Source organism: Paraburkholderia diazotrophica, assembly GCF_038900755.1.
Lineage (GTDB): Bacteria > Pseudomonadota > Gammaproteobacteria > Burkholderiales > Burkholderiaceae > Paraburkholderia > Paraburkholderia diazotrophica_A.
Map to the genome: position 1 here is coordinate 1 of NZ_JBBPEN010000024.1, position 26731 is coordinate 26731.

General features: G+C 64.2%; 25 protein-coding genes and 1 pseudogene. 10 read left to right on the forward strand and 16 right to left on the reverse strand.

Translation table 11 applies throughout. The features are described from left to right. A pseudogene (locus AABE10_RS34545) lies at positions 1 to 242 on the forward strand (amino acid:proton symporter); the annotation flags it as partial. Positions 243 to 325: 83 nt separating this feature from the next. Here AABE10_RS34545 and AABE10_RS34550 read toward each other — a convergent pair. The 7 genes from AABE10_RS34550 to AABE10_RS34580 all read right to left on the reverse strand — a co-directional run bounded on the left by AABE10_RS34550 (position 326) and on the right by AABE10_RS34580 (position 6494). Beyond that, positions 326 to 1111 (reverse strand): class III extradiol ring-cleavage dioxygenase, encoded by a 786-nt coding sequence (locus tag AABE10_RS34550; RefSeq protein WP_342937567.1) that lies wholly within the window; start codon positions 1109 to 1111, stop codon positions 326 to 328. 165 nt (positions 1112 to 1276) lie between these two features. Continuing rightward, the gene (locus AABE10_RS34555; protein ID WP_342937568.1) at positions 1277 to 1876 is read right to left on the reverse strand and encodes a UbiX family flavin prenyltransferase; all 600 of its coding nucleotides are present in this window, start codon (positions 1874 to 1876) and stop codon (positions 1277 to 1279) included. Positions 1877 to 1901: 25 nt separating this feature from the next. After that, positions 1902 to 2213, reverse strand: a complete 312-nt coding sequence (gene grxD / locus AABE10_RS34560; protein WP_087732440.1) for a Grx4 family monothiol glutaredoxin — start codon at positions 2211 to 2213, stop codon at positions 1902 to 1904. A gap of 110 nt (positions 2214 to 2323) precedes the next feature. Continuing rightward, entirely contained in the window at positions 2324 to 3172 is an 849-nt protein-coding gene (gene prmC / locus AABE10_RS34565; RefSeq protein ID WP_342937569.1) for a peptide chain release factor N(5)-glutamine methyltransferase, read from the reverse strand. Positions 3173 to 3179: 7 nt separating this feature from the next. Beyond that, positions 3180 to 4262 carry a peptide chain release factor 1 gene (prfA, locus tag AABE10_RS34570; protein WP_342937570.1) on the reverse strand — a complete coding sequence of 361 codons (1083 nt, stop codon included), beginning with the start codon at positions 4260 to 4262 and terminating at the stop codon, positions 3180 to 3182. 141 nt (positions 4263 to 4403) lie between these two features. Beyond that, a complete protein-coding gene (gene hemA / locus AABE10_RS34575; RefSeq protein WP_342937571.1) occupies positions 4404 to 5693 on the reverse strand; it encodes a glutamyl-tRNA reductase in 1290 nt (429 codons plus the stop codon). Positions 5694 to 5747: 54 nt separating this feature from the next. Continuing rightward, on the reverse strand, positions 5748 to 6494 hold the full coding sequence (locus AABE10_RS34580) for a response regulator transcription factor (protein WP_342937572.1): 747 nt from the start codon (positions 6492 to 6494) through the stop codon (positions 5748 to 5750). Between the two features lie 197 nt (positions 6495 to 6691). On the opposite strand from AABE10_RS34580, the gene AABE10_RS34585 reads away from it, so the two are divergent. From AABE10_RS34585 to AABE10_RS34600, 4 genes are all read left to right on the forward strand, one after another. Continuing rightward, the gene (locus tag AABE10_RS34585; RefSeq protein WP_342937573.1) at positions 6692 to 6946 is read left to right on the forward strand and encodes a hypothetical protein; all 255 of its coding nucleotides are present in this window, start codon (positions 6692 to 6694) and stop codon (positions 6944 to 6946) included. Positions 6947 to 6965: 19 nt separating this feature from the next. Then, positions 6966 to 8780: an aminopeptidase P family protein gene (locus tag AABE10_RS34590; RefSeq protein ID WP_342937574.1), complete on the forward strand. Its 1815-nt coding sequence runs from the start codon at positions 6966 to 6968 to the stop codon at positions 8778 to 8780. Between the two features lie 125 nt (positions 8781 to 8905). After that, a complete protein-coding gene (locus AABE10_RS34595) occupies positions 8906 to 9457 on the forward strand; it encodes an isochorismatase family protein (protein WP_342937575.1) in 552 nt (183 codons plus the stop codon). Further along, positions 9454 to 10077 carry an HAD family phosphatase gene (locus AABE10_RS34600; protein ID WP_342937576.1) on the forward strand — a complete coding sequence of 208 codons (624 nt, stop codon included), beginning with the start codon at positions 9454 to 9456 and terminating at the stop codon, positions 10075 to 10077. Before AABE10_RS34595 ends, AABE10_RS34600 begins: the two co-directional genes overlap by 4 nt. A gap of 35 nt (positions 10078 to 10112) precedes the next feature. Here AABE10_RS34600 and AABE10_RS34605 read toward each other — a convergent pair whose 3' ends face one another. Both AABE10_RS34605 and ettA read right to left on the reverse strand, forming a co-directional pair. After that, the gene (locus AABE10_RS34605) at positions 10113 to 11270 is read right to left on the reverse strand and encodes a DUF748 domain-containing protein (RefSeq protein ID WP_342937577.1); all 1158 of its coding nucleotides are present in this window, start codon (positions 11268 to 11270) and stop codon (positions 10113 to 10115) included. Between the two features lie 98 nt (positions 11271 to 11368). Next, the gene (ettA, locus tag AABE10_RS34610) at positions 11369 to 13036 is read right to left on the reverse strand and encodes an energy-dependent translational throttle protein EttA (protein WP_342937578.1); all 1668 of its coding nucleotides are present in this window, start codon (positions 13034 to 13036) and stop codon (positions 11369 to 11371) included. On the opposite strand from ettA, the gene AABE10_RS34615 reads away from it, so the two are divergent. Then, a complete protein-coding gene (locus tag AABE10_RS34615; protein WP_342937603.1) occupies positions 12984 to 13505 on the forward strand; it encodes a hypothetical protein in 522 nt (173 codons plus the stop codon). The two genes, ettA and AABE10_RS34615, sit on opposite strands and share 53 nt — an antisense overlap. A 602-nt stretch (positions 13506 to 14107) precedes the next feature. Here AABE10_RS34615 and AABE10_RS34620 read toward each other — a convergent pair. From AABE10_RS34620 to ychF, 5 genes are all read right to left on the reverse strand, one after another. After that, positions 14108 to 15196, reverse strand: coding sequence for a sn-glycerol-3-phosphate import ATP-binding protein UgpC (locus tag AABE10_RS34620; RefSeq protein WP_342937579.1), 1089 nt, complete (start codon positions 15194 to 15196; stop codon positions 14108 to 14110). Between the two features lie 76 nt (positions 15197 to 15272). Then, a complete protein-coding gene (gene ugpE / locus AABE10_RS34625; protein WP_342937580.1) occupies positions 15273 to 16118 on the reverse strand; it encodes a sn-glycerol-3-phosphate ABC transporter permease UgpE in 846 nt (281 codons plus the stop codon). Beyond that, positions 16115 to 16999, reverse strand: a complete 885-nt coding sequence (gene ugpA / locus AABE10_RS34630; RefSeq protein WP_342937581.1) for a sn-glycerol-3-phosphate ABC transporter permease UgpA — start codon at positions 16997 to 16999, stop codon at positions 16115 to 16117. Before ugpA ends, ugpE begins: the two co-directional genes overlap by 4 nt. 84 nt (positions 17000 to 17083) lie before the next feature. After that, positions 17084 to 18409 carry a sn-glycerol-3-phosphate ABC transporter substrate-binding protein UgpB gene (gene ugpB, locus AABE10_RS34635; protein ID WP_342937582.1) on the reverse strand — a complete coding sequence of 442 codons (1326 nt, stop codon included), beginning with the start codon at positions 18407 to 18409 and terminating at the stop codon, positions 17084 to 17086. A gap of 268 nt (positions 18410 to 18677) precedes the next feature. Next, the gene (gene ychF, locus AABE10_RS34640) at positions 18678 to 19772 is read right to left on the reverse strand and encodes a redox-regulated ATPase YchF (protein ID WP_342937583.1); all 1095 of its coding nucleotides are present in this window, start codon (positions 19770 to 19772) and stop codon (positions 18678 to 18680) included. Positions 19773 to 20203: 431 nt separating this feature from the next. Between ychF and AABE10_RS34645 the strand changes: the two genes are divergently transcribed. From AABE10_RS34645 to AABE10_RS34660, 4 genes are all read left to right on the forward strand, one after another. Beyond that, positions 20204 to 21376 carry a UbiH/UbiF family hydroxylase gene (locus AABE10_RS34645; RefSeq protein WP_342937584.1) on the forward strand — a complete coding sequence of 391 codons (1173 nt, stop codon included), beginning with the start codon at positions 20204 to 20206 and terminating at the stop codon, positions 21374 to 21376. A gap of 207 nt (positions 21377 to 21583) precedes the next feature. Continuing rightward, a complete protein-coding gene (locus AABE10_RS34650; RefSeq protein WP_342937585.1) occupies positions 21584 to 22309 on the forward strand; it encodes a DsbC family protein in 726 nt (241 codons plus the stop codon). Between the two features lie 128 nt (positions 22310 to 22437). Further along, a complete protein-coding gene (locus tag AABE10_RS34655; RefSeq protein ID WP_342937586.1) occupies positions 22438 to 24228 on the forward strand; it encodes a PDZ domain-containing protein in 1791 nt (596 codons plus the stop codon). 164 nt (positions 24229 to 24392) lie between these two features. Further along, positions 24393 to 24989, forward strand: coding sequence for an FMN-dependent NADH-azoreductase (locus AABE10_RS34660; RefSeq protein WP_342937587.1), 597 nt, complete (start codon positions 24393 to 24395; stop codon positions 24987 to 24989). A gap of 180 nt (positions 24990 to 25169) precedes the next feature. Here the strand turns inward: AABE10_RS34660 and AABE10_RS34665 are convergent, their stop codons facing one another. Together AABE10_RS34665 and AABE10_RS34670 are read right to left on the reverse strand one after the other, a co-directional pair. Continuing rightward, positions 25170 to 25979, reverse strand: a complete 810-nt coding sequence (locus AABE10_RS34665) for a uracil-DNA glycosylase (RefSeq protein ID WP_342937588.1) — start codon at positions 25977 to 25979, stop codon at positions 25170 to 25172. Positions 25980 to 26066: 87 nt separating this feature from the next. Then, complete coding sequence (locus AABE10_RS34670) at positions 26067 to 26705, reverse strand: CYTH domain-containing protein (RefSeq protein ID WP_342937589.1); 639 nt, start codon at positions 26703 to 26705, stop codon at positions 26067 to 26069. Positions 26706 to 26731: the final 26 nt, after the last annotated feature.

Sequence of the window (26731 nt, forward strand, 5' to 3'; positions counted from 1 at the left end):
TCAACCAGGATCTGAAGGCGGCGTGGTGGCTGGTGGCGTACCTGCCGGGCATGGCGATCCTGTCGCTGATCGGCAGCAAGCAGTTCGGCGGGATGGGTGTGCTGCCGTATGGCTGGGACATGCTGGTGGTGATCGTGTTCTCGCTCGTGTTCTACTACTGGGGCGTGCATACGGGCTATCGCACCGGGTATCTGGACGAGCGCGAAGCGCACGACGAGATTCTCGAAGGCATTGGCGCCTGATCGCCGCGAATTGCCTGACTCGCTATAAAGCAAAAGCCCGCCAGAATCCTGGCGGGCTTTTTTTCGTCCGACGACGGCGGCGCTTACGCGTTGCCGAACAAGTAGTTCGTCATCGCCAGAGAGCGCTGGAACGTTCCGAGCGATTGAATGCCGAGCTTGTAGTCGTCGGCTGCTGCGCCGAGCGCCGCGAATACCGGCAACAGGTGCTCATCGGTCGGATGCATGAACGCGGCGTGCGGCGCCTGGCGTCGATAGTCGAGCAGTGCGTCGATATCGCGGGCGACCAGGCGCGTCTCGAACCAGTCGGTGAATTCGATCACGCGCGGATCGGCATCCTCGGGCCGCGCGAAAAAATCCGCCTCGCGCAGATTGTGCGTGATCTGGCCGGAACCGACGATCATTACGCCTTCGTCCTGTAGCGGACGCAGCGCGCGCCCCACGCGGAAGTGATGCGCGGGATCGAGCCGCGGCTGGATCGACAACTGGGTTATCGGCACATCGGCATGCGGGAACATCAGCAGCATCGGCACCCATGCGCCGTGATCGAGGCCGTGCGGTTGCGTTGCCGTCGGCATGCCCTGTTCGCCGAGCAGTTCCGCCGCGCGTCGCGCGACGTCGGGCGCGCCCGGCGCCGGGTACTGGATCTCATACAGCTGGCGCGGAAAGCCGTAAAAGTCGTGAATCGTCTCAGGCGCGTCCGATGTGCTGGCGGCGGGCTGCAGCGTGCCCCAATGCGCGGACAGCATCAGGATCGCCTTCGGGCGCGGCACCTCAGCGGAAAGCGACGCGAATTGCTCGCGCGGCATCGACGGATCGATTGGCAGCGTCGGCGCGCCGTGCGACAGGAAGAGGGAAGGCAAGCGGGTCATGGCGGTGCGGGCCGTTGAGGCCGGAAAGGTTTGGTTGATCCGAATATACGGCCGCACTCGCGATTGATAAACGGCGCCAGGCGGATTTGATTGTCTCGCCGCTGTTGCGAATCACATCGAATGGCCGGATCGCGCGGCAAGTGAGATGAGACAACCGCGCCCGGCTTATTGCGCCGGACTATTCAGCCCTTGCCACGCTGGCGCGAGCGCCGGGCCCAGCGCGAACAGATCGAGCACGCGCGCGACAGTGTCGTCGACCATCTGGTCGATCGTCGCCGGGCGGTTGTAGAACGCGGGCAACGGCGGAAAGATCACGCCGCCCATTTCCGTGACGGCTGTCATGTTGCGCAGATGCGCGAGATTGAACGGCGTTTCGCGAACCATCAGCACGAGCCGCCGACGCTCCTTGAGCGTGACGTCGGCGGCGCGCGTGATGAGATTGTCGGAGAGCCCGTGCGCCACGCTCGCGAGCGTTTTCATCGAGCAGGGCGCGACGATCATGCCGTCTGTCGTGAATGAGCCCGACGCGATGCTTGCGCCCACGTCGCGCACTGAATGAACGACATCCGCGAGCGAATGCACGTCTTCACGCGACAGTTGGAGTTCGTGCTGGATATTGAGCCACCCTGCGCTGGAGATCAGCAGATGGCTTTCGACGCCGCCGAGTTTGCGCAGCGTTTGAAGCAGCCGGACGCCGTAGATCGCGCCCGTCGCTCCCGTGATGGCGATGATGAGACGACGTGGCGCCGCGGCGCGATGTTCCATGGCGTGCGGCGCCCGTCTGCGTGAATCAGGCTGCGGCGAACAGTTGCTGCAATTCGCCCGACTGATACATCTCCATCATGATGTCCGAGCCGCCGACGAATTCGCCCTTGACGTACAACTGCGGGATGGTCGGCCAATTCGAGAATTCCTTGATGCCCTGGCGCACGGCTTCGTCTTCGAGGACGTTGACCGTCTTGAACTGATCGACGCCGCATGCCTTCAGGATTTGCACTGCACGGCCCGAGAAGCCGCACATCGGGAATTGCGCGTTGCCTTTCATGAAAAGCACGACGGAGTTTTCGTCGACGATTTGCTTGATGCGTTGTTGCGTGTCCATGACTGACCTTGCGGTTCCGGTATGTGTTGGGGATAGAGTCAAATGATAGCGGATTTCGCAGATGCCGGCCGGTGGCGGAATCCCACACGGCGCGGGATGTCGTCGCGGTGTCAGCCCGGCCAGCGCCCGCCGCTGATGCGCTCGATGCCCGCCAAGTCGCACTCGGAGCGGACATCCGCGAAACCTTGCGCCGACAGAATCGCGCGGACGGCTTCCGCCTGATCGTAGCCGTGTTCCATCCACAGCACGCCATTCCGCGCCAGTCTCGACGGCGCGCCTGCGACGATCGCGCGGATCGCCGATAGTCCATCGGCCTCGTCGGTGAGCGCGCCGCGCGGCTCGAAACGCAAATCGCCTTGTGACAGATGCGGATCGCCGCTCGGGATATACGGCGGGTTGCTGACGATCACCTCGAACGTAAGCGACGCGTCGAGCGCGCCGTACCAGTCGCCCTGCGCGAACTGCACGTCACCCCCCGGGCGCTTCGGCTCGAGCAGCCGGATCGCGTTGCGCGCGGCGACGGCCAGTGCTTCCGCCGAGCGGTCGACGGCCCAGACCCGCGCATCCGGGCGCGACCACGCAATCGACACGGCGATCGCACCCGTGCCCGTGCCGAGATCGAGCACGCGGGCGCGCGCGGCGTGCGCTTCAAGCGCTTGCACCGCCGTTTCGACGAGCAATTCGGTTTCGGGACGGGGAATGAGCACATCGCGCGTGACGTCGAAATCGAGTCCGAAGAATTCACGCGATCCGATGAGTTGCGCAATCGGCTCGCCGGCGACGCGTTTCGTCTGAAGCTCGCGGAACGCCACGACTTTTTGCGGATCGAGCGCGACGTCGGCGCGCGTGATCAGTTCCGTGCGGCGCCAGCCGAGCGCGTGCCCGAGCAGAATGCGTGCTTCGAGCGCAGGCAGCGGCGATGCGCGCAGCAGCGTGGCGACGGTATCGGCTGTATCCATGCGCGGCTCAGTCCGCGTCGCCGAGCGATGCCAGCAATTCCGCCTGATGCTCGGACACCAGCGCCGCGATCAGTTCGTCGAGATCGCCTTCCATGATCGCTTCGAGGCGATACAGCGTCAGGTTGATCCGATGATCGGTGAGACGGCCTTGCGGAAAGTTGTAGGTGCGAATGCGCTCCGAGCGGTCGCCCGAGCCGATCAGGCTCTTGCGCGTCGCGGCTTCCTTCGCGTGCTGCTCGTGGTACTGCTTGTCCTTGATGCGCGCTGCGAGCACCTTCAGCGCGCGATCCTTGTTCTTGTGCTGCGAGCGGTCGTCCTGGCATTCGACGACGATGCCCGTCGGCAGGTGCGTCACGCGCACGGCCGAATCGGTCTTGTTGATGTGCTGGCCGCCCGCGCCGGACGCCCGGAACGTGTCGATGCGCAGATCGGCGGGATTGATTTCGACTTCGCCGATTTCATCCGCTTCCGGCATCACCGCAACCGTGCACGCCGACGTGTGGATGCGGCCCTGCGTTTCCGTTGCCGGCACGCGCTGCACGCGATGGCCGCCCGACTCGAACTTGAGCTTCGAGTACGCGGCGTCGCCTGCGATCCGCACGATCACTTCCTTGTAGCCGCCCAGATCCGATTCGCTCGCCGACATCATCTCGACCTGCCAGCGGTTGCGCTCCGCGTAGCGCAGGTACATGCGCAACAGGTCGCCCGCGAACAGCGCGGACTCGTCGCCGCCCGTGCCCGCGCGGATTTCGAGGAAGATATTGCGGTCGTCGTTCGGATCCTTGGGCAGCAGCATCTTCTGCAACTCGCCTTCGAGCTTTTCCATCTGTTCGCGCGACGTGCGAATTTCCTCTTCCGCGAAATCCTTCATCGATGCGTCCGACAGCAGTTCCTGCGCCGTCGCTGCGTCGCTCAGCGCCTGGCGCCACAGACCGTAATGTTCGACGACAGGCTGCAGTTCCGCGTGCTCGCGCGTGAGCTTGCGATATTGGTCGATGCTCGACGTGACGTCTTCGCGGCTCAACAGGTCGTTCAGTTCGGCCAGCCGGGTGGTGAGCTGGTCGAGCTTGGCTTGCATGCTCGTTTTCATTGGGGCTGTCGGAGCGGACTCCGGAAAGGACGGCTGGATTCGGGATTCGGGACGAAAACCGGGACGAATGCCCGGGATACTGCGGGTAACGCATCGTGCGAGCCTGGGCGGCAACACGCGATGTGTCAGCGTGGAGCGCCGCTAACGCTCCGTCGAAGAGTGAGCGTGTTTGTAGAAGCCGCCCATCAGCTCGATCAGCTGATCGCGGTTCTCGCTACTGGCGCGATTGAGCGCGTGCGTCGGGCCGTGGATCAGTTTGTTCGTCAGCGCTTGAGACAGCGCTTCCAGCACGACGGCGGGATCTTCGCCGCGCGCGAGCATCTTCTGGGCTTTCTCGACTTCGGCGCGACGCAGCGCGTCGGCCTGCGTATGCATGTGGCGAATGACGGGCACGATGCTGCGCGCGTCGAGCCACTGCATGAAATTCTGCACGCGCGTCTCGATGATCGTCTCGGCTTGCGCGACGGCGGCTTGCCGCGACGCATTGCCTTCGCGGACGATCGCGCCGAGATCGTCGACGGTGTACAGGAACACGTCTTCGAGCTGGCCGACTTCCGGTTCGATGTCGCGCGGAACGGCGAGATCGACCATGAAGATCGGCCGGTGACGGCGCGCCTTCACCGCGCGCTCGACGGCGCCGAGGCCGATGATGGGCAGCGTCGATGCCGTGCACGACACGATGATGTCGAATTCGTGCATGCGGGCGGGCAAGTCGGACAACGGAATCGCGCGGCCGTTGAAGCGGCCAGCGAGGCGTTCGCCGCGCTCGGCCGTGCGGTTCGCGACGACCAGTTCACGCGGCTGTTGCGCGGCAAAGTGCGTCGCGCATAGCTCGATCATTTCGCCCGCGCCGATGAACAGCACGCGCTGGTTCGACACCTTGTCGAAAATGCGCTGAGCGAGGCGCACCGAGGCCGCCGCCATCGAAACCGACTGCGCCCCGATTTCCGTCGTGGTGCGCACCTCTTTCGCGACCGCGAACGTGCGCTGGAACAACTGGTTCAGGTACGTGCCGAGCGCGCCCGCTTCCGAAGCAGTGCGCACGGCATCCTTCAGCTGGCCGACGATCTGCGTCTCGCCGAGCACCATCGAGTCGAGCCCCGACGCGACGCGAAACGCATGGCGTACGGCTTCGGACTGCGGCAGCGCATACACGTGCGGCGCGAGTTCGTCGGAGGCGATGTTGTGATACTTCGACAGCCAGTGGATCGCGGCTTCGCGGGCGGCGTGGTCGTCGGTGGCGCAGTACAGCTCGGTGCGGTTGCAGGTCGACAGGATCGCCGCTTCCGGCGCAGTGCGAGCCGTGCGGCCGACAAAGATGTCCTTGAACGTCGACAGTGCGGGCTTGATCTGTTCGAGCGGAAACGCCACGCGCTCGCGCAGGGCGACGGGCGCGGTGTGGTGATTGATTCCGATCGTTAAGAGTTGCACGGGGACGCTACGGCCTTGCAAGGCGACGTATTGGGGCTATGGTTAGGCCCAATATTATAGCGTTTCCACGAATCTTTCATTGGCGAGCGCCTTATCCGCGCCATCCGCCGTTTCTACGGGAATCTGGTCCAGACGGTAGCCGTACCCATACAGCGGAACCAGCGTGTAGCCGAATTCCGGGCGCAATTCGAGCTTGGTTCTGATGCGCGACGCATGGGTATCGAGCGTACGCGACTTAACGTCGCGGCGGCGCGACCAGACCGTTTCGAGGATGTGCGCCCGCGAAACGGCCCGCGACATATTCGTGAACAGCAGCAGCGCGAACTGAAGTTCCTTCGGGGTCAGCGCTACGCTCTGGCCCCGAAAGGTTACGGTCGAGCGGCCTGCATCGAACGCGTATTCGCCGAACATTTCGCGCGCGCGGTTGCGCGGGCGGCGGATGCCGGCGCGGCGCATCAGCGCGTCGATGCGCGCCAGCATTTCGGGACCGCGCGCCGGCTTCGCGAGACAATCGTCGGCGCCCGCCTGGAATGTCGCAACCAGTTCGCTTTCGCGCGGCGATGTCATCAGCACGACGACGGGCAGACCGGGCAGCACCTCGCGCACCCGCGCGATCACGTCCTCGGCGGCTGCGTCGCCGCAAAACGCGTCAGTGACGAGAAGATCGAAGAATTCGCGCGCAGCGCCTGCCAGAAACGGCGCGCTGGCGGAAAAGTGGTGACAGGCATGCCCACCGGCAAACAGTAGCCGGCCGACGATTTCCGCATGCCGCAGGTCTGGCTCAATAAGGGCGATTCGCATGGAACGAAGGGCGGGACGCAGCGGCCTGGCGCGGGGAGGCTTTCGGCTTGCCTAACCTTGCCCCGGGCCCCTAAACTCAACCGCTACGCAGAAAGCCGTGCTGACCTTCTAGTGAAAGAGAAAAAAATGCTAGCCATCGATAAAACAGCCGCCTATCAGAAGAGTCTTAAATTGATGATCAGCGGCGGAGTGCGCTGATGGGCTGGCCTGGGCTGATCCTCCTTGGCGCTGCTGTCGGTCTGGTCAGCTGGTGGCTGCATCCGCTGCGGCGCGCGAGCCGCGTGAGCCTTTGGGTGGCGCTCCTCGTCGGCGTGGCGGGGGCGGCCATCGCGCACATGGCTGGCAACGTCGTCCAGCTCTTTCATGACGGCGATACGCTCGAATGGCCCGTCTGCACTGCTTTCGCTCTTGTTGCCGTTGCCGTGACGGTCGGCTTGTTATCCCGTCGATGACTCTTTGCAGGTGAAACCGATGAACGTACGACTCCCCGAAACCGCCTCGATCCCCGAGCGCATTGCGCAACTGCGCAGCGCGATGACGCAGCAAGGGCTCGCCGCCTGGCTCGTGCCGTCGGCCGATCCGCATCTCTCCGAATATCTGCCGGGCCGCTGGCAGGGCCGCGAATGGCTGTCCGGCTTCACCGGCTCAGTCGGCACGCTGGTCGTGACGGCCGACTTTGCCGGCCTGTGGGTCGACAGCCGCTATTGGGTTCAGGCCGAAGCGCAACTGGCGGGCACGGGCATCCAGCTGATGAAAATGTTCGGCGGCCAACTGACGGCGCCGCACATCGACTGGCTCGCGCAGAACGTGCCGGCGGGCGCGACGGTCGGCGTCGACGGCGCGGTGCTCGGCGTCGCGGCGGCGCGCGCGCTGAGCGATGCGCTGACGGCGCGCGGCGTCAACCTGCGCACCGACCTCGATCTGCTCGACACTGTTTGGCCGCAGCGTCCGGACTTGCCGATGGGCGCCGTCTACGAGCACGTCGCGCCGCACGCCAGCGTCTCACGCGCGGAGAAACTGGACCGGATTCGCCGCGCGATGCAGGAAAAGGGCGCGCAGTGGCACTTCATCTCGACGCTCGACGATCTCGCCTGGCTGCTGAATCTGCGTGGCGCGGACGTGAACTACAACCCGGTGTTCGTCGCGCATGCGCTGATCGGGCTGGAACGCGCGTCGCTCTTCGTGACGAACGGCAAAGTGCCCACGGAACTGGCAGAGTCGCTGGCCCGTGACGGCATTCTCGTCGAGCCGTACGCCAAGGCCGCCGACGCGCTCGCCGCGCTGCCTGGCGGCCAGACGCTGCTGATCGACCCGCGCCGCATCACGTATGGTTTGCTGCAATCGGTGCCGGCGGCGGTGGAAATCGTCGAGTCGGTGAATCCGTCGACGTTCTTCAAGTCGCGCAAGACGGAAGCCGAGGCCGCGCACGTGCGCGCGACGATGGAGCAGGACGGCGCAGCGCTCGCCGAATTCTTCGCGTGGTTCGAGGGCGCGCTCGGCCGCGAAAAGATCACCGAACTGACGATCGACGAAAAGCTGACGGCGGCGCGCGCGCGTCGGCCGGGCTTTGTCACGCTGAGCTTCGCGACGATCGCCGGTTTCAACGCGAACGGCGCGATGCCGCACTATCGCGCGACACCCGCTTCGCATTCGACGATCGAAGGCAACGGCCTGCTCCTTATCGATTCGGGCGGCCAGTACCTGAGCGGCACGACCGACATCACGCGCGTCGTGCCCATCGGCACGATCGACGACGAGCATCGCCGCGACTTCACGACGGTGCTGAAGGGTACGATGGCGCTTTCGCGCGCGAAGTTTCCGCGCGGCATCCGTTCGCCGATGCTCGACGCCATCGCGCGCGCGCCGATCTGGGAAATGGGCGCCGACTACGGGCATGGCACGGGGCACGGCGTCGGCTACTTCCTGAATGTCCACGAAGGTCCGCAGGTGATCTCGCACTACGCACCCGCCGAAGCGTGGACGGCGATGGAAGAGGGCATGATCACGTCGATCGAGCCGGGCATCTATCGTCCGGGCAAGTGGGGCATTCGCATCGAAAATCTGGTGCTGAACCGTCCGGCGCAGAAAACCGAGTTCGGCGATTTCCTCGAATTCGAAACGCTGACGCTGTGCCCGATCGACACGCGCTGCGTCGCGTTGAACCTGCTGCGCGACGACGAGCGCGCGTGGCTCAACGCGTATCACGAGATGGTGCGCGCGCGCGTGTCGCCGCATGTGTCGGGCGACGCGAAGGCGTGGCTCGACACGCGCACGCAGCCGGTCTGACGCGCAGGACGCCGCCGCACAGCCGCATGTTGCGGCGGCGTCTCGCGCATCGGCGCTGCCGCCTTTTCGCCGTATCGCCTTTTCGCCGTATCGCAACCAAAAGACCAACGAATAGCGAGGCCCGCATGCCCGGTGTTGCCGTCATCGTCATCGACGTCCAGCAGATGTTCTTCAGCGGCCCGTCGGCCGCTCATCGCGCCGTCGATGTGATCGACGGCATCAACAAGCTCACGTCGGCTGCGCGCCATGCGAATGCGCCCGTCTTTTTCGTGCAGCACGAAAGCGATGCAAATGGGCCGCTCGCGCGCGGCAGCGACGCGTGGCAATTACCCGCCGCGCTCGTTCGCGAGCCGCAGGACCGTTCCATCTTCAAGAGCGTCGGCGATTCGTTCCAGGACACGCCGCTCGCAGCGCAACTTCAACAACGCGGCATCGACGGCGCGATCCTATGTGGCTACGCAACGGAGTTTTGCGTCAATGCCACCGCGTGCCGCGCCGAACTGCTCGGCCTGCGCACGACGGTCGTGTCCGACCTTCACACGACCCAGCACAAGCCGCATCTCGCCGCCGACAAGATCGTCGAGCACCAGAACTTCGTCTGGGCCAATTCGTCGATGACGGGCAAGCGCGTCAAAGTGCGTCCCCTCGCCGATATTCTGCAATCGGAGTTCGCATGACCATCAAGGCAGTCGTGTTCGATTTCGGCGGCGTGCTGATCGACTGGAGTCCGGAATATCTGTACCGCGCGCTGATTCCCGACGACGCCGAGCGCCGCTGGTTCCTGACCAATGTCTGCACGATGGACTGGGTGATCCGCCAGGACGGCGGCCAGCCGATCGCGGAAGGCACGGCAGAACTGATCGAAAAGTTTCCGGAGCACGAGCCGCTGATTCGCGCGTTCTACGAGCGCTGGCACGAAATGGTCGCGGGCGTCCTCGACGACGGCGTCGCGACCGTCGAGAAACTCGAAGCCGCTAACGTGCCGCTCTTCGGCCTGACGAACTGGTCGGACGAGACGTTTCCGTATGCGTGGGAGCACTATCCGGTGTTGCGCCGCTTCAGGGACATCGTCGTGTCGGGCCGCGTGAAGATGGTCAAGCCTGACCCGGCGATCTTCGATGAAATGCTGCGCCGGATTCGCGCGCATCTGCCGGATGTGCAGCCGCAAGAACTGGTTTTCATCGACGACAACATCAGGAACGCCAACGCCGCAACCGAACTCGGCTGGCACGGCGTGCATCACACGAACGCCGATGAAACGGAAGCGAGACTGCGAGCGCTAGGCTTGCCCGTCTGAGCGTCGCAAACAGGGCATCGCCGCCGAAGCGGACGTCATTGCCCAAGCAGATTTTTCAGTGCGTTGCCGAGTCCCTTCACCGTTTCGCCCGCGCCCTTCGCGACGCCTTCTGCGCTGACGCCCAGCGCTTTCGCGAAGTTCGCGCGCAACTCGGTCATCAGGCTTTCGTTGAGCTTGAATTTCGGGTCGCGCAAATTGCCGTCGATCGTGAAGTGCAGCGTGATGTCGTCGCCGTGCTTCTTCAGCGCGGCGACGGCGGCGCGGGTCGGAATCTGCATGAAGGTGTCGAGTGGATCGCCCGTGTCGGGCAATTGCAGACGATGCAGTGTGATCGTGCCCGGCGCGTGGATGTGATAGCTGGTCACGCTCGCCTGCATGGTCAGGTCGAGCGTGCCGCCCGTTACCTGCGTCTTCGCGCCCGCCTTCCTCAGCAGATACGGATCGAGCGTGACGACGTCGACGCCGCGCAGCGTCGTGGTCGTCTGCGAGTCTTTGCTGGCGATTTTCATCCAGCCGTCGAACGTGACCTTGCCGGTGTGCGCCGGACCCTTGATCGAGCCACGGACTGACAGGTTGGTCGGTTCGGTGAGATCTGGCAGATGGATGTGGTCGACGCTGGCGCTCGCGTCGCTGACGATCACCTTGTACGGCGGCTTGCTGACCGATTCGTCGTAGAAGACGAACTGGCCGTCTGCAAACGCGATGTGTTCGATGAGCTTTTCGGCGGGCAAGGGCGGCCGGCTCGACGCTGCGCCGCTCGCGCCACTGGCGGCGCTGGCGCCACTGGCCGCGTTCGCGGGCTGGCTCACCGATTGCCGCAGCTTCGGCAGCAGTTCTAGACGTCCGCTCGCCGTGCGCACCAGCGCGAGGCTGAAGCCGCGCACCACGACGCTTTTCATATGCACGCGATGCGCGAGCAGATCGCCGACATCGGGCGTCATCGTGACTTGCTCGGCCGTGAGTGAGTCGGCGGTCGGCCAGTCGTTGGGCGCCGTCAGCCGCACGCGGTTGAGCGTGATCGACGTGAGGCCCACGTCGATGCTCTGCGCGCTGCCGATCGGCGCGAGCGCCTCGACGACGCGTGCTTTCACTTCGTGTTGCACGAAATACAGCCCGCCGAGCGCGATCGCGACGAGCAGCACGATCACGCCTGCCAGGGCCACCACCACGCGCTTGCCCGTCGATATCGCCATGCCATCTCCTCGTCTGCGTGTGACGAGCCAGCAAACCCTATGCCGTTCGCATCGAACCGCGCGAGCGGCCCGTCTGCGGACGGCGGCACAGCGAACGCTTAGCGGGTGATCGGCTTGTAGCGCAGACGCTTCGGACGCGCCGCTTCTTCGCCGAGACGCGCGCGCTTGTCCGCTTCGTATTCCTGGTAGTTGCCGTCGAAGAAAGTCACTTGCGAATCGCCTTCGAACGCGAGGATGTGTGTCGCGATACGGTCGAGGAACCAGCGGTCGTGTGAGATCACCATCACCGAGCCGGCGAATTCGAGCAGTGCGTCTTCGAGCGCGCGCAGCGTTTCGACGTCGAGGTCGTTCGACGGCTCGTCGAGCAGCAGCATGTTGCCGCCCGCGATCAGCGTCTTTGCCAGATGCAGACGGCCGCGCTCGCCGCCCGACAGGTTGCCGACGATCTTCTGCTGGTCGCCGCCCTTGAAGTTGAAGCGGCCGATATACGCGCGCGATGGCGTTTCGTACTTGCCGACCGTCAGCACGTCGGCGCCGCCGGAGATTTCCTCGAACACGGTCTTGTCGGAGGCCAGTGCGTCCCGGCTCTGGTCGACGTACGCGAGCTTGACGGTCGGGCCCTTGATGATTTCGCCCGAATCCGGCTGCTCCTTGCCCGTCAGCATGCGGAAGAGCGTCGACTTGCCGGCGCCGTTCGGCCCGATGATGCCGACGATCGCGCCCGCCGGAATCTTGAAGCTGAGGTTGTCGATCAGCAGGCGATCGCCGTACGACTTGCTGACGTTCTTGAACTCGACCACTTCATTGCCGAGGCGGTCGCCGACGGGAATGAAGATTTCCTGCGTTTCGTTGCGCTTCTGGTATTCCTGGCTGTTCAGTTCCTCGAAGCGGGCAATGCGCGCCTTCGACTTCGCCTGACGGCCCTTCGGATTCTGGCGCACCCACTCCAGTTCCTTCTTGATCGCCTTCTGACGCGCCGATTCCGACGCCTCTTCCTGCTTCAGGCGGTCTTCCTTCTGATCGAGCCAGCTGCTGTAGTTGCCCTTCCACGGAATGCCGTGGCCGCGGTCGAGTTCGAGAATCCACTCGGCGGCGTTGTCGAGGAAGTAGCGATCGTGCGTCACGGCGACGACAGTGCCCGGGAAGCGCGTGAGGAACTGCTCCAGCCACTCGACCGATTCGGCGTCGAGGTGGTTGGTCGGCTCGTCGAGCAGCAGCATGTCGGGCTTTTCGAGCAGCAGCTTGCAAAGCGCGACGCGGCGCTTTTCGCCGCCCGACAGGTGCTCGATTTTCGCGTCCCATGGTGGCAGGCGCAGCGCGTCGGCGGCCACTTCGAGCTGCTGTTCGGCGCTACCGCCGTCGGACGTCGCGAGGATCGCTTCGTACTTCGCCTGTTCGGCGGCGAGCGCGTCGAAGTCGGCGTCCGGTTCCGCGTACGCGGCGTAGATTTCGTCGAGCTTCTTTTGCGCGTTGAACACGTCGCCGAGACCTTCTTCGACGGCTTCGCGCACGGTCTTTTGCGGATCGAGCTGCGGTTCCTGCGGCAGATAGCCGATGTTCAGGTTCGGCATCGGCGTGGCTTCGCCTTCGATGTCCTTGTCGACGCCGGCCATGATCTTGATCAGCGTGGATTTACCCGAGCCGTTCAGGCCGAGCAGGCCGATCTTCGCGCCGGGGAAGAACGACAGCGAAATGTCTTTCAGGATTTGACGCTTGGGCGGCACGATTTTGCCGACCCGGTTCATGGTGAAGACGTATTGGGCCATTTGCGTGAGTTTGGGGGTGTTGAGTGGATACGGCACCAGGCGTGCCGGCGCCCGGGCGGGCGGATGTGTCATTGTACTTGGTGTGCCTGGGGGGCTTTCTGTCTGCGACGCTGTTCGGTATTTTTGCCCTTTCGCTGGCATCCGCGATTGCGTGGCTATTTCGGCGTGCCGCTGGCATCTGCGATTGCGTCGCTATTTCGACGTGCCGCTGGCATCTGCGATTGCTTGGCCATTTCAGCGCGCCACTGGCATCTGCGATTGCGTGGCTGTTTCGGCGTGCCGCTGGCATCTGCGATTGCGTCGCTATTTCGGCGTGCCGCTGGCAGCTGCGATTGCTTGGCCATTTCAGCGCGCCACTGGCATCCGCGATGCGCCTCGCGGCGCGGGCGTTGCGGGGCGGCACCTACTCTTCTTTGCCGCGGCAAAGAAGAGTAGGCAGAAGAAAGCCGCTCACACCGCCAGTCCTTGACCTTTATCCACGGGCTCTCAACGTCCCCGTGTTTCGCGCTGCAGTGTGCTGACCGATGCGCGTTGCCAACTCACTGGTTAATCGCCTCACCCGCTTCATGCACGTTTGGCATGGCTGAGGGAATCGAATGTTTCAGCGCCGCATGTCGGTAGTGAATATGGGTTGTTGTGTCATACACGGCAACATCCTCACTGCCGCCGTATCGCGTAGCGAGGGTGTCCTGTGCGGCGCGACTGCCTACACACAGTTTGCCGCAAAGGGGCGTCGCAATTTTTGATGTCTTGGGCTGCAACGCGGAAGCGCGAAGCAGGTGAGGCGCTAGCGAGAACGTGGGCAACATACATGGGCCAGCATGATGCCATGTGAACTATGGGGACGTTGAGAGCCCGTGGATAAAGGTCAAGGACTGGCGGTGTGAGCGGCTTTCTTCTGCCTACTCTTCTTTGCCGCGGCAAAGAAGAGTAGGTGCCGCCCCGCACAGGGGCAACGCCCGCGCCGGTAGGCGCATTGCGGATGCCAGCGGCGCGCGGAAATAGCCACGCAATCGCAGATGTCAGCGAAAACGCAAAAACGCAAAAAAGCGTCGCAGACAAAAGAAAACCTCAATTCAACCGCCTGCCATCTTCCTCATCAAAGAAATGAAGATGCTGCGCAGGCAGCGTGATCTGAAGCATTTCACCGGCACCCGGCCGGTGCCCATGCGGCAGCCGCACGGTGACTTCATGCTGCCCCCAGCGCCCATGCGCAAGATTGTCCGCGCCGAGCAGTTCGCACGAATCGACGGCAAGCGTGGCAGCCGGCGCGCCGGGCTGCCCAGGCGTCATGTGTTCGGGCCGGATGCCGAGCACGCACACGCGGCCTGCCACCACTTCGCGGCCGATGGACGGCACACCATCGAGCGGCAGCTTCGGTCCAACGCCCGCGACTTCGAACGAAGCGCCGTCATCGGCGATCCGGCCGTTCAGCAGATTCATCCCCGGCGAGCCGATGAAGCCCGCGACGAAAATGGTCGCGGGCCGCTCGTAAACTTCCGTCGGCGCGCCGATCTGCTCCGCGTGGCCGCGATTCATCACTATCACGCGCTGCGCGAGCGTCATCGCTTCGATCTGATCGTGCGTCACGTACAGGCTCGTCGTCTTGAGCCGACCATGCAGGCGCTGGATTTCGAGCCGCATCTGCACGCGCAGCCGCGCGTCGAGATTCGACAGCGGCTCGTCGAACAGAAACACGGCCGGCTCACGCACGATCGCGCGGCCCATCGCGACGCGCTGCCGCTGGCCGCCCGACAGCTCGCGTGGCTTTCTCGCCAGCAGCGGTTCGAGCTCGAGAATCTTCGCCGCCGTCAGCACGCGCGCGTCGATTTTCGGTCTCGGCAGCCCGGCGATCTTCAGCGCGTAGCCCATGTTCTCCGCGACCGTCATGTGCGGATAGAGCGCGTAGTTCTGAAACACCATCGCGATGTTGCGATCTTTCGGCTCGAGATCGTTGACGACCTTGCCGTCGATCGCAATCTCGCCCTCGGTGACGGCTTCGAGACCCGCGACCATGCGCAGCAACGTCGACTTGCCGCACCCCGACGGCCCGACCATCACGACAAACTCGCCGTCGCGCACGTCGGCGTTGATGCCGTGCAGGACGTTCTGCTTGCCGTCGTACGATTTTTTCACCCCTTTCAGCGTCAGTGCAGACATGGTTTTTATCCTTGTTTTTCAGCACTCGTTTTTCGGCCTCATCTTTGAGCCTTATTTGAGCCTTATTTTTTCAGCCTTATTTCTCAGCATCGATGAGGCCGCGCACGAACCAGCGCTGCATCGCCAGCACGACGACGAGCGGCGGCAGCATCGCCAGCAGCGTCGCCGCCATCACGAGATGCCATTCGGTCGCCGTGTCGCCGGATGCAATCATGCTCTTGATGCCGACCACGGCCGTCGTCAACGACTGCTGGCTCGTGATCAGGATCGGCCACAAGTACTGGTTCCAGCCGTAGATGAACGTGATGACGAAGAGCGCCGCGAGATTCGTCTTCGAGAGCGGCAGCACGACGTCCCAGAAGAAGCGCAGCGGACCGGCGCCGTCGATGCGCGCGGCTTCCATCAGTTCGTCGGGCAGCGTCAGAAAGAACTGGCGGAATAGAAACGTCGCGGTGGCGGACGCGATCAGCGGCAGCGTGAGGCCGGCGTACGTGTTGCTCAGATGCATCGACGATACGACCTGCACGGTCGGAAAGATGCGTACTTCGACGGGCAGCATCAGCGTGACGAAGATCAGCCAGAACGCGGCGCTGCGGCCCGGAAAGCGGAAGAAGACGATCGCGAAAGCCGAGACGATCGACACGGCGATCTTACCGACCGCGATGATGAGCGCCATCGCGAGACTGTTGAGCAGCATCGCGCCGAACGGGCTCGCGGCGTTGCCCGTGCCGCGCGTCCAGATGCTCGCGATGTTGTCGAGCAGATGCGTACCCGGCACCAGCGAAAGCGGCACGCTGAACACTTCGTGCTCGTCCATCGTCGCTGCGCAGAATGCGACGTAGACGGGAAACACGACCAGCAGCACGCCGACGATCAGCACGGCGTGGCAGAAGAGGTCGAAGCCGCGTCGATTCTCGATCATGAGTATTGAACCCTCCGCTCGATGAAGCGGAACTGCACGACGGTCAGCCCGACGACGATCACCATCAGCACGACCGATTGGGCGCCCGAGCTGCCGATGTCGAGCCCCTGGAAGCCTTCGGCGAAGATCTTGTAGATCAGCGTGCGCGTGGATTGCGCGGGGCCGCCGCCTGTCGCGGCATCGATGATCGGGAAGGTGTCGAAGAACGCGTAGACGAGATTGACGACGAGCAGAAAGAACGTCGTCGGCGACAGCAACGGCAGCGCGACGCCGAAGAAGCGCCGCACGGGACCGGCGCCGTCGATCGCGGCCGCTTCGATCAGCGAGCGCGGAATCGCCTGAAGGCCCGCATAGAAGAACAGGAAGTTGTAGCTGACCTGTTTCCAGACGGATGCGAGCACGACGAGGAACATCGCCTGACCGGGATTGAGCGCGTGATTCCAAACGATGCCAGCCTTGCCGAGCGCGAAGGTCACGAGACCGATGCTCGGGTTGAACAGGAACGACCACAGCACGGCCGCAATCGCGGGCGCGACGGCGTACGGCCAGATCAGGAGCGTCTGATAGGCTTTTGCGCCGCGCGTCACGCGGTCGGCGCAGGCGGCGAGCAACAGCGAGATCGCGAGCCCCGAAACGGTGACGAGCGCGCAAAAGATCAGCGTCGTTTCGAACGACGAAAGGTACAGCGGATCGGCGAACAGCTGCCTGAAATTGCCGAGCCCGACGAATTCACTCGACGTGCCGAACGCGTCCTGACTTTGCGTCGATTGCCAGAGCGCTTCGCCCGCGGGCAACAGGAAGAACAGCAGCGTAATCGCGAGCTGCGGCGCGACGAGCAGATAAGGCAGGAAGCTGGTGCCGAAGCGAGAGCGCTTGTCCATCGACGTCCTTCCCAACGGTGAGCGAATCACGCGCGCTTCGTTGCTTCACTTCGTGCAGCGGCGAAGGCGCGCCCCTCGTACGGATCAGCTACCGGCTTTCTCGAAACGGCGCAGCAGATCGTCGCCGCGCGACACCGACGAATCGAGCGCATCCTTGGGCGTCTTCTTGTCGGCCCAGACCTGTTCGAGTTCTTCGTCGATGATCGTGCGGATCTGCGGCATGTTGCCCAGACGCAGGCCCTTCGTGAACGGCAGCGGCGGTTTGTTGAGCATCTGCTTGATGGCCGTGTCGCTGCCAGGGTTCTTTTCGTAGAAGCCCTGTTGCTGGCTCAGTTGATACGCCGCCGTGGTGACGGGCAGATAGCCCGTGTCCTGATGCCATTTCGCGGCGACGGGCGGCGAGCTGAGGTAGGCCAGGAACTTCGCGACGCCCTTGTAGACGGCCGGGTCCTTGCCCGACAGCACCCAAAGGCTCGCCCCGCCGATGATCGCGTTCTGCGGCGCGCCCTTCACGTTCGTGTCGTACGGCATCATGCCCGTCCCGAAATCGAACTTCGCGTATTTGCGGATCGTCGCGAGCGAACCTGACGAGTTCGTGATGATTCCGCAGTCGCCGCTGTAGAACTTCGAAACGGGTTCGTCCTTGCGGCCTGCGTAGGTGAACGTGCCTTCCTTGGCCATCTTCTGAAGAAACGCGATGTGGGCGATCTGCAGCGGCTTGTTGAATTCGAGCTGCGCGTCTGCGCCGTCGAAGCCGTTGTTTTCCGTCGCGAACGGCGCGCCGTGCCACGCGCTGTAGTTTTCGAGCTGAATCCAGCTTTGCCAGCCCGACGAATAGCCGCACGACAGGCCTGCTGCCTTCAGCTTCTGCGCATCCTGCTCGACTTCGGCCCAGGTTTTGGGCGGCGCGTTGGGATCGAGACCGGCTTTCTTGAACGCGTCCTTGTTGTAGTAGAGGACGGGCGTCGAGCTGTTGAACGGCATCGAAATCAGATGGCCGGTTTTCGAGTCGCTGTAGTAGCTGGCGATGGTCGGCACGAAGGCTTTTTCGTCGAGCGTCATGCCTGCCTGCTTGAACACGTCGGACACAGGGACGACGGCTTTCCTGGCCTGCATCATCGTCGCCGTGCCGACCTCGTAAACCTGCAGGATCGCCGGCGCATTGCCGCTGCGATACGCGGCGATGCCCGCTGCAAGCGTCTGATCGTAGGTGCCTTTGAAGACGGGGACGATCTTGTAGTCGCTCTGCGATGCATTGAAGTCGTTGGCGATCACGTTCAGGCGTTCGCCGAGCGCGGCTTCCATTGCGTGCCAGAACTGGATTTCAGTGGCGGCATGTGCGCCCTGATGGACGCCCAGGGCGAGAACGGCCGCGACGGACAGCGAACGGAAGAGCGGCTTGCAATGCATCGAGAGTCTCCTTTTAATCGAACGCGCGTTGCGTTGCGCGATTCTGGTTATGGTCGATGACAGGAAAGCGTCGGCGATTTTTTCTAAGTGCCAGATCCAGTGTCGAAAGGGCAATTTAACATCGAACAATGGTGCGAGAAAGCGCGATTACCCGAAGCGCCGATTGGTGTTCGCGCAACGAGGGCGAAAAAAAGCCGCGTCGATGCGCGGCTTTTCTCTGCGTCTGGCATCTCGCGTCATGCGGCGAGATGCATTTGACAATCGTTCGTCAGACGTTGAACAGGAAATTCATCACGTCGCCATCGTGCACGACGTACTCCTTCCCTTCGGCGCGCATCTTGCCCGCTTCCTTCGCGCCCTGCTCGCCCTTGTAGGTGATGAAGTCGTCGAAGCCGATCGTCTGCGCGCGGATGAAGCCGCGTTCGAAGTCCGTATGAATCGCGCCGGCGGCTTGCGGCGCGGTGTCGCCGACATGGATCGTCCAGGCGCGTACTTCCTTCACGCCCGCCGTGAAGTACGTCTGCAGACCAAGCAGCTTGAAGCCCGCGCGAATCACGCGGTTCAGGCCGGGCTCGTGCATGCCCATGTCGGCGAGGAACACTTCCTTGTCTTCATCGTCGAGATCGGCGATTTCGGCTTCGATCGCTGCGCACACGGCGACGACAGGCGCGTTTTCCGTTTCAGCGTACTTGCGCACGGCATCCAGATGCGGATTGTTTTCGAAGCCGTCTTCCTTCACGTTCGCCACATACATCGCCGGCTTGGCCGTGATCAGACAGAACGGCTTGATCAGCAGACGCTCTTCGTCCGTCAGCTCGAGCCCGCGGACCGGCCTTGCCTGGTCCAGTTGTGCGCGAACCTTTTCCAGCACGGCGGCGAGCTTCACCGCTTCCTTGTCGTTGCCCGACTTCGCGGCCTTCGCGTAGCGCGTGAGCGCCTTTTCGACGGTGGCCAGATCGGCGAGCGCGAGCTCGGTGTTGATCACTTCGATATCCGACACCGGGTCGATCTTGCCCGCGACGTGAATCACGTTTTCGTCTTCGAAGCAGCGCACGACATGCGTGATCGCGTCGGTTTCGCGGATGTTCGCGAGGAACTGGTTGCCGAGGCCTTCGCCCTTGCTCGCGCCGGCAACGAGGCCCGCGATATCGACGAATTCCACGACGGCGGGCAGGATGCGTTCCGGCTTGACGATTTCCGCGAGCGCCTTCAGCCGCGCGTCCGGCACTTCGACCACGCCGACGTTCGGCTCGATCGTGCAGAACGGATAGTTTTCGGCGGCGATGCCCGCCTTGGTCAGCGCGTTGAACAGGGTGGACTTGCCGACGTTAGGCAGGCCGACGATGCCGCATTGGAGGCTCATGTGGTTCTCTACAAATCAGGTGGTGACGGGCTTCGGCGAACGGGCGGACTTGCTGCATGGGCTACGCGCGGCGCGGCGCACTGCCGGCTGCGGCCCGCAAGTCCGCTGGCGCCGGAAGGCGCGGCACGGGCGGACTCGTCCGTACTTGTCGTATTGCGCCGGCCGCGCGACGGTGATGCGAAAGCGTGCCGGCGTGCCGGATAACCGAAAACCGCAATTGTAACCCTGACGGGCGGCAGGTTTGCGGCAACGGGGGAACGGCGGCGTCCACCGCGCGACGCCGCGCTGTGCGAGCGCTGCTGCGCGCATTCCGACCCGTCGGTCCCGCCTGCGCCCGACATGCATCAACCATCGGTCGTACAGGGCGCAAACCCGGCCAACCCCTGTCCCGCCGGTCCGTCCCCGGCACCCCTCGCAGCTATAATGCCCGGATGAACGCTCACCACTCATCCTTCGACGTCGCCGTGATCGGCGGAGGGCTCGTCGGCAAGACCGCGGCGCTCGCGCTCACGCAATGCGGGCTGCGCGTCGCGCTGCTCGCGCAGCGTTGCCAGCCGCTGCCCGGCGACGCCGTGTTCGACTCGCGCATCTACGCGCTGTCCGCGAGCTCACAGGCGCTGCTCGAGCGTCTGCGCGTGTGGCAGGCGCTCGACGTATCGCGGCTCTCGCCCGTCTACGACATGCGTGTCTACGGCGACGCGCATGCCGAATTGCATTTTTCGGCGTTTCAGGCTTCCGTGCCGCAGCTTGCGTGGATCGCTGAATCGTCGCTGATCGAACACGCGCTCGACGCCGCGCTGCGCTTTCAGCCCAATCTCACGTGGCTCGACACGCGCGCGCAAGGGCTCGACGTGAAAACGGGCGGCGCGACGATCGGCCTCGCGAACGGCAACGCGCTGGAAGCGGATCTCGTCGTCGGCGCGGATGGCGCGCATTCGTGGGTGCGCGCGCAGATCGGCTCGAAGACGAACCGGCGCGACTACAAGCAGACGGGCGTTGTCGCGAACTTCAAGGCCGAGCGGCCGCACGGCGAGACGGCGTATCAGTGGTTTCGCGACGGCGAGATCATCGCGCTGCTGCCGCTGCCTGACAGCCACGTGTCGCTCGTCTGGTCGGCGCTGACGGATCATGCGAACACGCTCGTCAGGCTCGATCCGGCGCAGCTTGCGGCAGAAGTCGAACGCGCGACGATGGGTGCGCTCGGCAAGCTCGAATGCGTGACGCCCGCTCAAGGGTTTCCGCTCGCGCTGCAAACGGTCGACCGGCTGGTTGCGCCGCGCGTGGCGCTCGTCGGCGATGCCGCGCATCTGATCCATCCGCTCGCCGGCCAGGGGATGAACCTCGGCTTGCGCGACGTGGCTTCGCTGGTGGACGTGATCGCGAAGAAAGAGGCGTTCCGCGATCTCGGCGACACCGTGCTGCTGCGCCGCTACGAACGCTCGCGCAGCGAGGACATCCGCGCGCTGACCATCGCCACCGACGGCCTTCAGCGGCTGTTCTCGCTGCCTGGCAATATCGCGCGCGCGGTCCGCAATACGGGGATGGCGTTCGTTGGGCAGCAGCAACTGGTCAAACGCTGGCTGGTGTCGGCGGCGCTGGGCTGAAACGCCGGGCACGTACGTTGCGCCCTCGATCGGCAGGGCGCATGTGTGACAGGACGGGCCGCGAGGCATACCATCCCATACCATCCGTAATGCGGCTCCCGGTGCGACGCAAGCACGATCGGGAACACGGGCGGAACATAAACACGGGCGTCGCAGGCGGCAGAAGGCCGCGAACGTCGGCGCCCAAATCGAATCAGGAGTAGCAGCATGAAGCAACGTATCCGCATCGCCGCGCTGGCGCTGGCCGTCGTGACGGCCGCGCTCGGCTGTTCCGCGCAGGCCGACCAGACCACCGACAAGCTCAAGGCAACGCTGCAATCGCGCCTCGCCGAAGCGTCGATCAAGAGCGTGACAAAGTCGCCGATCGCGGGCCTGTACGAAGTGAACATCGGCTCGCAGATCATCTACAGCGACGCGACGGGCGACTATCTGCTGCTCGGCGACATGGTCGATTCGAAGACGCGCAAGAACCTGACGGAGGCGCGTCTGTCGGAGGTCAACCGCATCGACTTCGCGAATCTGCCGTTCGCCGACGCGGTGAAGGTGGTGAAGGGCAACGGCAGCCGCAAGATCGCCGTGTTCTCCGATCCGAACTGCCCGTACTGCAAGCAGCTCGAATCGACGCTGAAGTCAATGGATAACATCACCGTCTACACGTTCCTGTACCCGGTTCTGTCGCCGGACTCGACGGTGAAGTCGAAGTCGATCTGGTGTTCCGCCGACCGCGCGAAGGCCTGGGAAGCGTGGATGCAGGACCGCCGCGCGCCGACCGCGCCAGGCACGTGCGATACGGCTGCCATCGACAAGAACCTGAAGCTCGGCCAATCGATGAACGTGAGCGGCACGCCGACCATCTTCCTCGCCGACGGCCGCCGCCTGCCGGGCGCCGTGCCCGCGGAAGAACTGGACAAGGCGCTCTCGTCGGCGCGCTGAGCGACGCGCATCGTCAGTCCGAATCCGTCTGAACAAGGAGGCGCGCGGCGCCTCCAATCACATGCAGCACCGTTGCTGCCCGTTTGAACCTTCCGAATCCCTCCCCGAGTTTTCACACACGAGCGCCGATGAAGCCGATCCGCTACACCATCGTTCCGAAGCAGCCCGCCGCCCATATTTTCGAAGTCACCGTCACCGTCGCCGAGCCCGATCCGTCGGGCCAGCGCTTCATGCTGCCCGTCTGGATTCCGGGCAGCTACATGGTCCGCGAGTTCGCGCGCAACGTCGTCACGCTGCGCGCGTTCAACGATGCGGGCCGCAAGGTGCGCATCGAAAAGACCGACAAGCAAACGTGGCAGGCCGCGCCCATGAAAGGCGCGCTGACGCTGCGCTACGAGGTGTACGCGTGGGACATGTCGGTGCGGGCCGCGCATCTGGACGACACGACGGGTTTCTTCAACGGCACGAGCGTGTTTCTTTCGCCGCTCGGTTTCGAGGACGCGCGGTGCGTCGTCGATATCCAGAAGCCGGCGGGCCCGCAGTTCGGCAACTGGCGGGTCGCGACCGCGCTGACGGAAGCGCGCGGCACGAAGCGCTACGCGTTCGGCGAGTACACCGCGCAGAACTACGACGAGTTGATCGATCATCCCGTCACGCTCGGCGAATTCGCGCTCGCAACCTTCAAGGCGCACGGCGTGCCGCATGACATCGTGATCGCGGGGCGCGTGATCGGGCTCGATATGACGCGGCTATCAGCGGATCTGAAGCGTGTGTGCGAGGCGCAGATCGCGCTGTTCGAGCCGCGTTCGAAAAAAGCGCCGATGGACCGCTACGTGTTCATGACCCAGGCCGTCAGCGACGGCTACGGCGGGCTCGAGCATCGCGCATCGACGGCGCTGATCTGCAACCGTTCGGATTTGCCCGTTGTCGGCCGCGACGAGATGACGGACGGCTATCGCACGTATCTGGGCCTGTGCAGCCACGAGTACTTCCACACGTGGAACGTGAAGCGCATCAAGCCCGCGCCGTTCGCGCCGTACGACCTGACGCAGGAAAACTACACGTCGCTGCTGTGGCTCTTCGAGGGCTTCACGTCGTACTACGACGATCTGATGCTGGTGCGCAGCGGTCTGATCAAGGAATCCGATTACTTCACGCTGCTCGGCAAGACGATCGGCGGCGTGCTGCGCGGCAGCGGACGTCTGAAGCAGACGGTCGCCGAAAGCTCGTTCGACGCATGGGTCAAGTACTACCGTCAGGACGAGAACGCCGCGAACGCGATCGTCAGCTACTACACGAAGGGCTCGCTGGTCGCGCTCGCTTTCGATCTGACGATTCGCGCACAAACGCAGAACCGCAAGTCGCTCGATGACGTGATGCGCCTCTTGTGGCAACGCTACGGGCGCGACTTCTATCGCGGCAAGGCAAACGGCATCGAAGAATCGGAGGTCGAGGCGCTGTTCGCCGAAGCGACGGGCGCCGATCTGTCCGAGCTTTTCGCGGAAGGCGTGCGCGGCACGCGCGATCTGCCGCTCGACACGCTGCTCGAACCGTTCGGCGTGACGCTCGAGGCGGACGTCGACGCGAAGGCGAAGCCGTCGCTCGGCGCGCGCGTGCGTAACGGCGCGGACTGCTCGCTCGCGGCCGTCTACGATGGCGGCGCGGCGCAGAAGGCGGGCCTTTCGGCAGGCGACGTGCTGATCGCGATCGACGGGCTGCGCGTGACGGGCTCGAATCTCGACGCGCTGCTGTCGCGCTATGTGCCCGGCGCCAAAGTGGAAGTGCACGCGTTCCGGCGCGACGAGCTGCGCGTTTCGCAGGTCAAGCTCGATGGGCCCGACGTGTCGCGCTACAAGCTCACGTCGAACGACAGACGCGCGTCGGCGAGCAATGCGCGCAAGCGCTGGCTGGGGAAATAAGGGCGCGCCATCGCTTGCCGGCAGCTGCCGCCGGTCGAAACTGAACGGCGGATTGTTCTATCGATGCAACAATCCGTCGTCGCCGCAGTACTTTTTCCGCGCCGGGTAAAAAAACACAATGACTCCACTCGCGCAACACAGCGCGCCCCTCACTGGAGTCACAGATGACCACGATCCTGCAAATCAACTCGTCGGCTCGCTCGCAAGGCGCTCAGTCGACGCTCCTCGCCAACGAACTGACGGCAAAGCTGCAACAATCGAACCCGGGTGCGCGAGTCGTCGTCCGCAACCTGCACGACGAGGCGCTGCCGCACCTCGACGACACGATCCTCGGCGCATTCTTCACGCCGACCGAGCAGCGCACGGCTGAACAGCAAGCGATCTCGTCGCGCAGCGAAGCGCTGATCGCCGAACTGCAAGCCGCCGACATCGTCGTGATTGGCGCGCCGCTGTACAACTTCGGCATCTCGTCGCAACTGAAGACGTACTTTGACTTCATCGCACGCGCTGGCATCACGTTCAAGTACGGCGCGAACGGTCCTGAAGGCCTGGTGAACGGCAAGAAGGTGTTCGTGGTTTCGGCTCGCGGCGGCAAGTTCGTCGGCACGCCCGCCGACACGCAGACGCCTTACCTGAAGACGTTCCTCGGCTTCCTCGGCATGACCGACGTGAACTTCATCTACGCCGAAGGCCTGAACATGGGCCCGGACGCAGCGACCGCAGCACTGGCGGGCGCACGCGAAGCGATCGCCGCAGCGTAAGCGCTCAGAACTGCCGGCAGCTGGCCGTCGACGCGATACGCTCATCGGCCCGCTCGTCGGCGCGTCTCGCGCCGGCAAAACAAAAACGCCACGGAACACGATTCCGTGGCGTTTTTGTTTTTGCGCGGCATTGTTCGGGCACCCTTCATGGGTGCTTCAACGCTCCAGCGCGGCTCGGGTTCAGGCAAAAACTTCGCCGGTTTCCGGCAAACGCCAGTCGATAGGCGCGCGGTCGTGTGCTTCGAGAAACTCGTTGGCGAGCGCGAAGTGCCGGCAACCGAGGAACCCCCGGTGCGCGGACAGCGGCGACGGGTGCGGCGCTTCGAGCACGCAATGCGACTTGCCATCGAGCAGCGCGCGCTTCGCTTGCGCATGTGCGCCCCACAGCATGAAGACGAGATTGTCGTGACGCATCGCAAGCTCGTGGATCAGCGTGTCGGTGCATTTTTCCCAGCCGCGCTTTGCGTGGCTCGCGGCGCGATCGCGTTCAACGGTCAGCACTGTGTTGAGCAGCAGCACGCCCTGTTTGGCCCACGCATCGAGGCAGCCGTGCTGCGGCGTTTCATAGCCGAGGCTTGCGGCGATTTCCTTGAAGATGTTGCGCAGCGACGGCGGCGGACGCACCGACGGCGGCACCGAAAACGCCAGTCCATGCGCCTGCGGCGTGCCGCGGTCTTCGCCGTGATACGGGTCCTGGCCGAGGATCACGACTTTTACGTCGTCGGGACTCGTCAGGCGCAGCGCGCGGAATACGTCAGCGGGATAGACGGTCTTTCCGGCCGCGCGCTCGCCGTCGACGAAACGGCATAGCGGCGCATAGGTGTCGCTGTCGATGAAAGGCTTCAGGTGCGCGCGCCATGCGGGCGGCAGCGCGTCGAACTGCGATTCGAGCGTCTGCATATCGGCGGCGGGAGAGGGCGCGGCGTCGGCGTCGTCGGCGAACAGGGACGGCTGCGCCGGCTGGATAGGGGAGCGTTTTGCGGAATTCATGGCGGGCTAGTGTGGCAGCAAATGCCCATGCGCTCAAGCCGCGCTGCGTGCACGTCCCGCCTCGCGGCTTGAGCGCGGCGAGCCGCGTTACGGCAAGCTGCCGCCTTCGCGCAGACGATAACCGCGCTGCGCCTTGCTGATGTCGTCGGGGCGCAGGCCGTGAATCGCTTTCGCCAGTTCCGCTGACAACGCATGCAGCGCGCCCGCATCGCCGTGCTTCAGCTCCAGCTCGATCTCGCAGATCGGCGCGCGGCGCGTTTCGCCGTTCACGTCAGCGCGGATTTCGCCCTGGTCGATGGCCGCTTCGATCTCAGCGCCCTCGATGCTCACATGCCACAGCGTTCGCGAGAAATTGGTGCTGAAAAGCGGGATCAGTTCGTCGCGCGCGCGGCGCAATGCATCTTTCGACGGCTCGTCGTCGCAGGCGTCGAGCAGCGCATCGACTTCGAGCGCATTGCCTTTGACGGGCAATTCCCATTCGTGCCGGTTGTGCAAGCCGTCCACCGACGTGCCGACCGTCTTGTAGGTCTGCAGCCAGCCGTCCGGCGTGCGTCGCACGCGCACGGCGCTCTTCGCGCGCGCGAGCGTCAGCGCCGGCGTGTCGAAGTAGCTGTTTTCCAGCGCGATCGTGCGGCCCGCGCGGCCCGCGCGCTGGATGAACCATTGCGTCGCCGCGCCGACCTGGTCCGCAGGCAGCGACAGCTTGATTTCCTGTTCCATGCCCATCGCGTGCTTCGCTCCCGAACTCGCTG

Excerpts from the sequence above, each read along its gene's own strand:
- AABE10_RS34550 (WP_342937567.1), bottom strand. The coding sequence starts at position 1,111 with ATGACCCGCTTGCCTTCCCTCTTCCTGTCGCACGGCGCGCCGACGCTG.
- AABE10_RS34555 (WP_342937568.1), bottom strand. The coding sequence starts at position 1,876 with ATGGAACATCGCGCCGCGGCGCCACGTCGTCTCATCATCGCCATCACG.
- grxD (WP_087732440.1), bottom strand. The coding sequence starts at position 2,213 with ATGGACACGCAACAACGCATCAAGCAAATCGTCGACGAAAACTCCGTC.
- prmC (WP_342937569.1), bottom strand. The coding sequence starts at position 3,172 with ATGGATACAGCCGATACCGTCGCCACGCTGCTGCGCGCATCGCCGCTG.
- prfA (WP_342937570.1), bottom strand. The coding sequence starts at position 4,262 with ATGAAAACGAGCATGCAAGCCAAGCTCGACCAGCTCACCACCCGGCTG.
- AABE10_RS34580 (WP_342937572.1), bottom strand. The coding sequence starts at position 6,494 with ATGCGAATCGCCCTTATTGAGCCAGACCTGCGGCATGCGGAAATCGTC.
- AABE10_RS34585 (WP_342937573.1), top strand. The coding sequence starts at position 6,692 with ATGGGCTGGCCTGGGCTGATCCTCCTTGGCGCTGCTGTCGGTCTGGTC.
- AABE10_RS34590 (WP_342937574.1), top strand. The coding sequence starts at position 6,966 with ATGAACGTACGACTCCCCGAAACCGCCTCGATCCCCGAGCGCATTGCG.
- AABE10_RS34595 (WP_342937575.1), top strand. The coding sequence starts at position 8,906 with ATGCCCGGTGTTGCCGTCATCGTCATCGACGTCCAGCAGATGTTCTTC.
- AABE10_RS34600 (WP_342937576.1), top strand. The coding sequence starts at position 9,454 with ATGACCATCAAGGCAGTCGTGTTCGATTTCGGCGGCGTGCTGATCGAC.
- AABE10_RS34605 (WP_342937577.1), bottom strand. The coding sequence starts at position 11,270 with ATGGCGATATCGACGGGCAAGCGCGTGGTGGTGGCCCTGGCAGGCGTG.
- ettA (WP_342937578.1), bottom strand. The coding sequence starts at position 13,036 with ATGGCCCAATACGTCTTCACCATGAACCGGGTCGGCAAAATCGTGCCG.
- AABE10_RS34620 (WP_342937579.1), bottom strand. The coding sequence starts at position 15,196 with ATGTCTGCACTGACGCTGAAAGGGGTGAAAAAATCGTACGACGGCAAG.
- ugpE (WP_342937580.1), bottom strand. The coding sequence starts at position 16,118 with ATGATCGAGAATCGACGCGGCTTCGACCTCTTCTGCCACGCCGTGCTG.
- ugpA (WP_342937581.1), bottom strand. The coding sequence starts at position 16,999 with ATGGACAAGCGCTCTCGCTTCGGCACCAGCTTCCTGCCTTATCTGCTC.
- ugpB (WP_342937582.1), bottom strand. The coding sequence starts at position 18,409 with ATGCATTGCAAGCCGCTCTTCCGTTCGCTGTCCGTCGCGGCCGTTCTC.
- ychF (WP_342937583.1), bottom strand. The coding sequence starts at position 19,772 with ATGAGCCTCCAATGCGGCATCGTCGGCCTGCCTAACGTCGGCAAGTCC.
- AABE10_RS34645 (WP_342937584.1), top strand. The coding sequence starts at position 20,204 with ATGAACGCTCACCACTCATCCTTCGACGTCGCCGTGATCGGCGGAGGG.
- AABE10_RS34650 (WP_342937585.1), top strand. The coding sequence starts at position 21,584 with ATGAAGCAACGTATCCGCATCGCCGCGCTGGCGCTGGCCGTCGTGACG.
- AABE10_RS34655 (WP_342937586.1), top strand. The coding sequence starts at position 22,438 with ATGAAGCCGATCCGCTACACCATCGTTCCGAAGCAGCCCGCCGCCCAT.
- AABE10_RS34660 (WP_342937587.1), top strand. The coding sequence starts at position 24,393 with ATGACCACGATCCTGCAAATCAACTCGTCGGCTCGCTCGCAAGGCGCT.
- AABE10_RS34665 (WP_342937588.1), bottom strand. The coding sequence starts at position 25,979 with ATGAATTCCGCAAAACGCTCCCCTATCCAGCCGGCGCAGCCGTCCCTG.
- AABE10_RS34670 (WP_342937589.1), bottom strand. The coding sequence starts at position 26,705 with ATGGGCATGGAACAGGAAATCAAGCTGTCGCTGCCTGCGGACCAGGTC.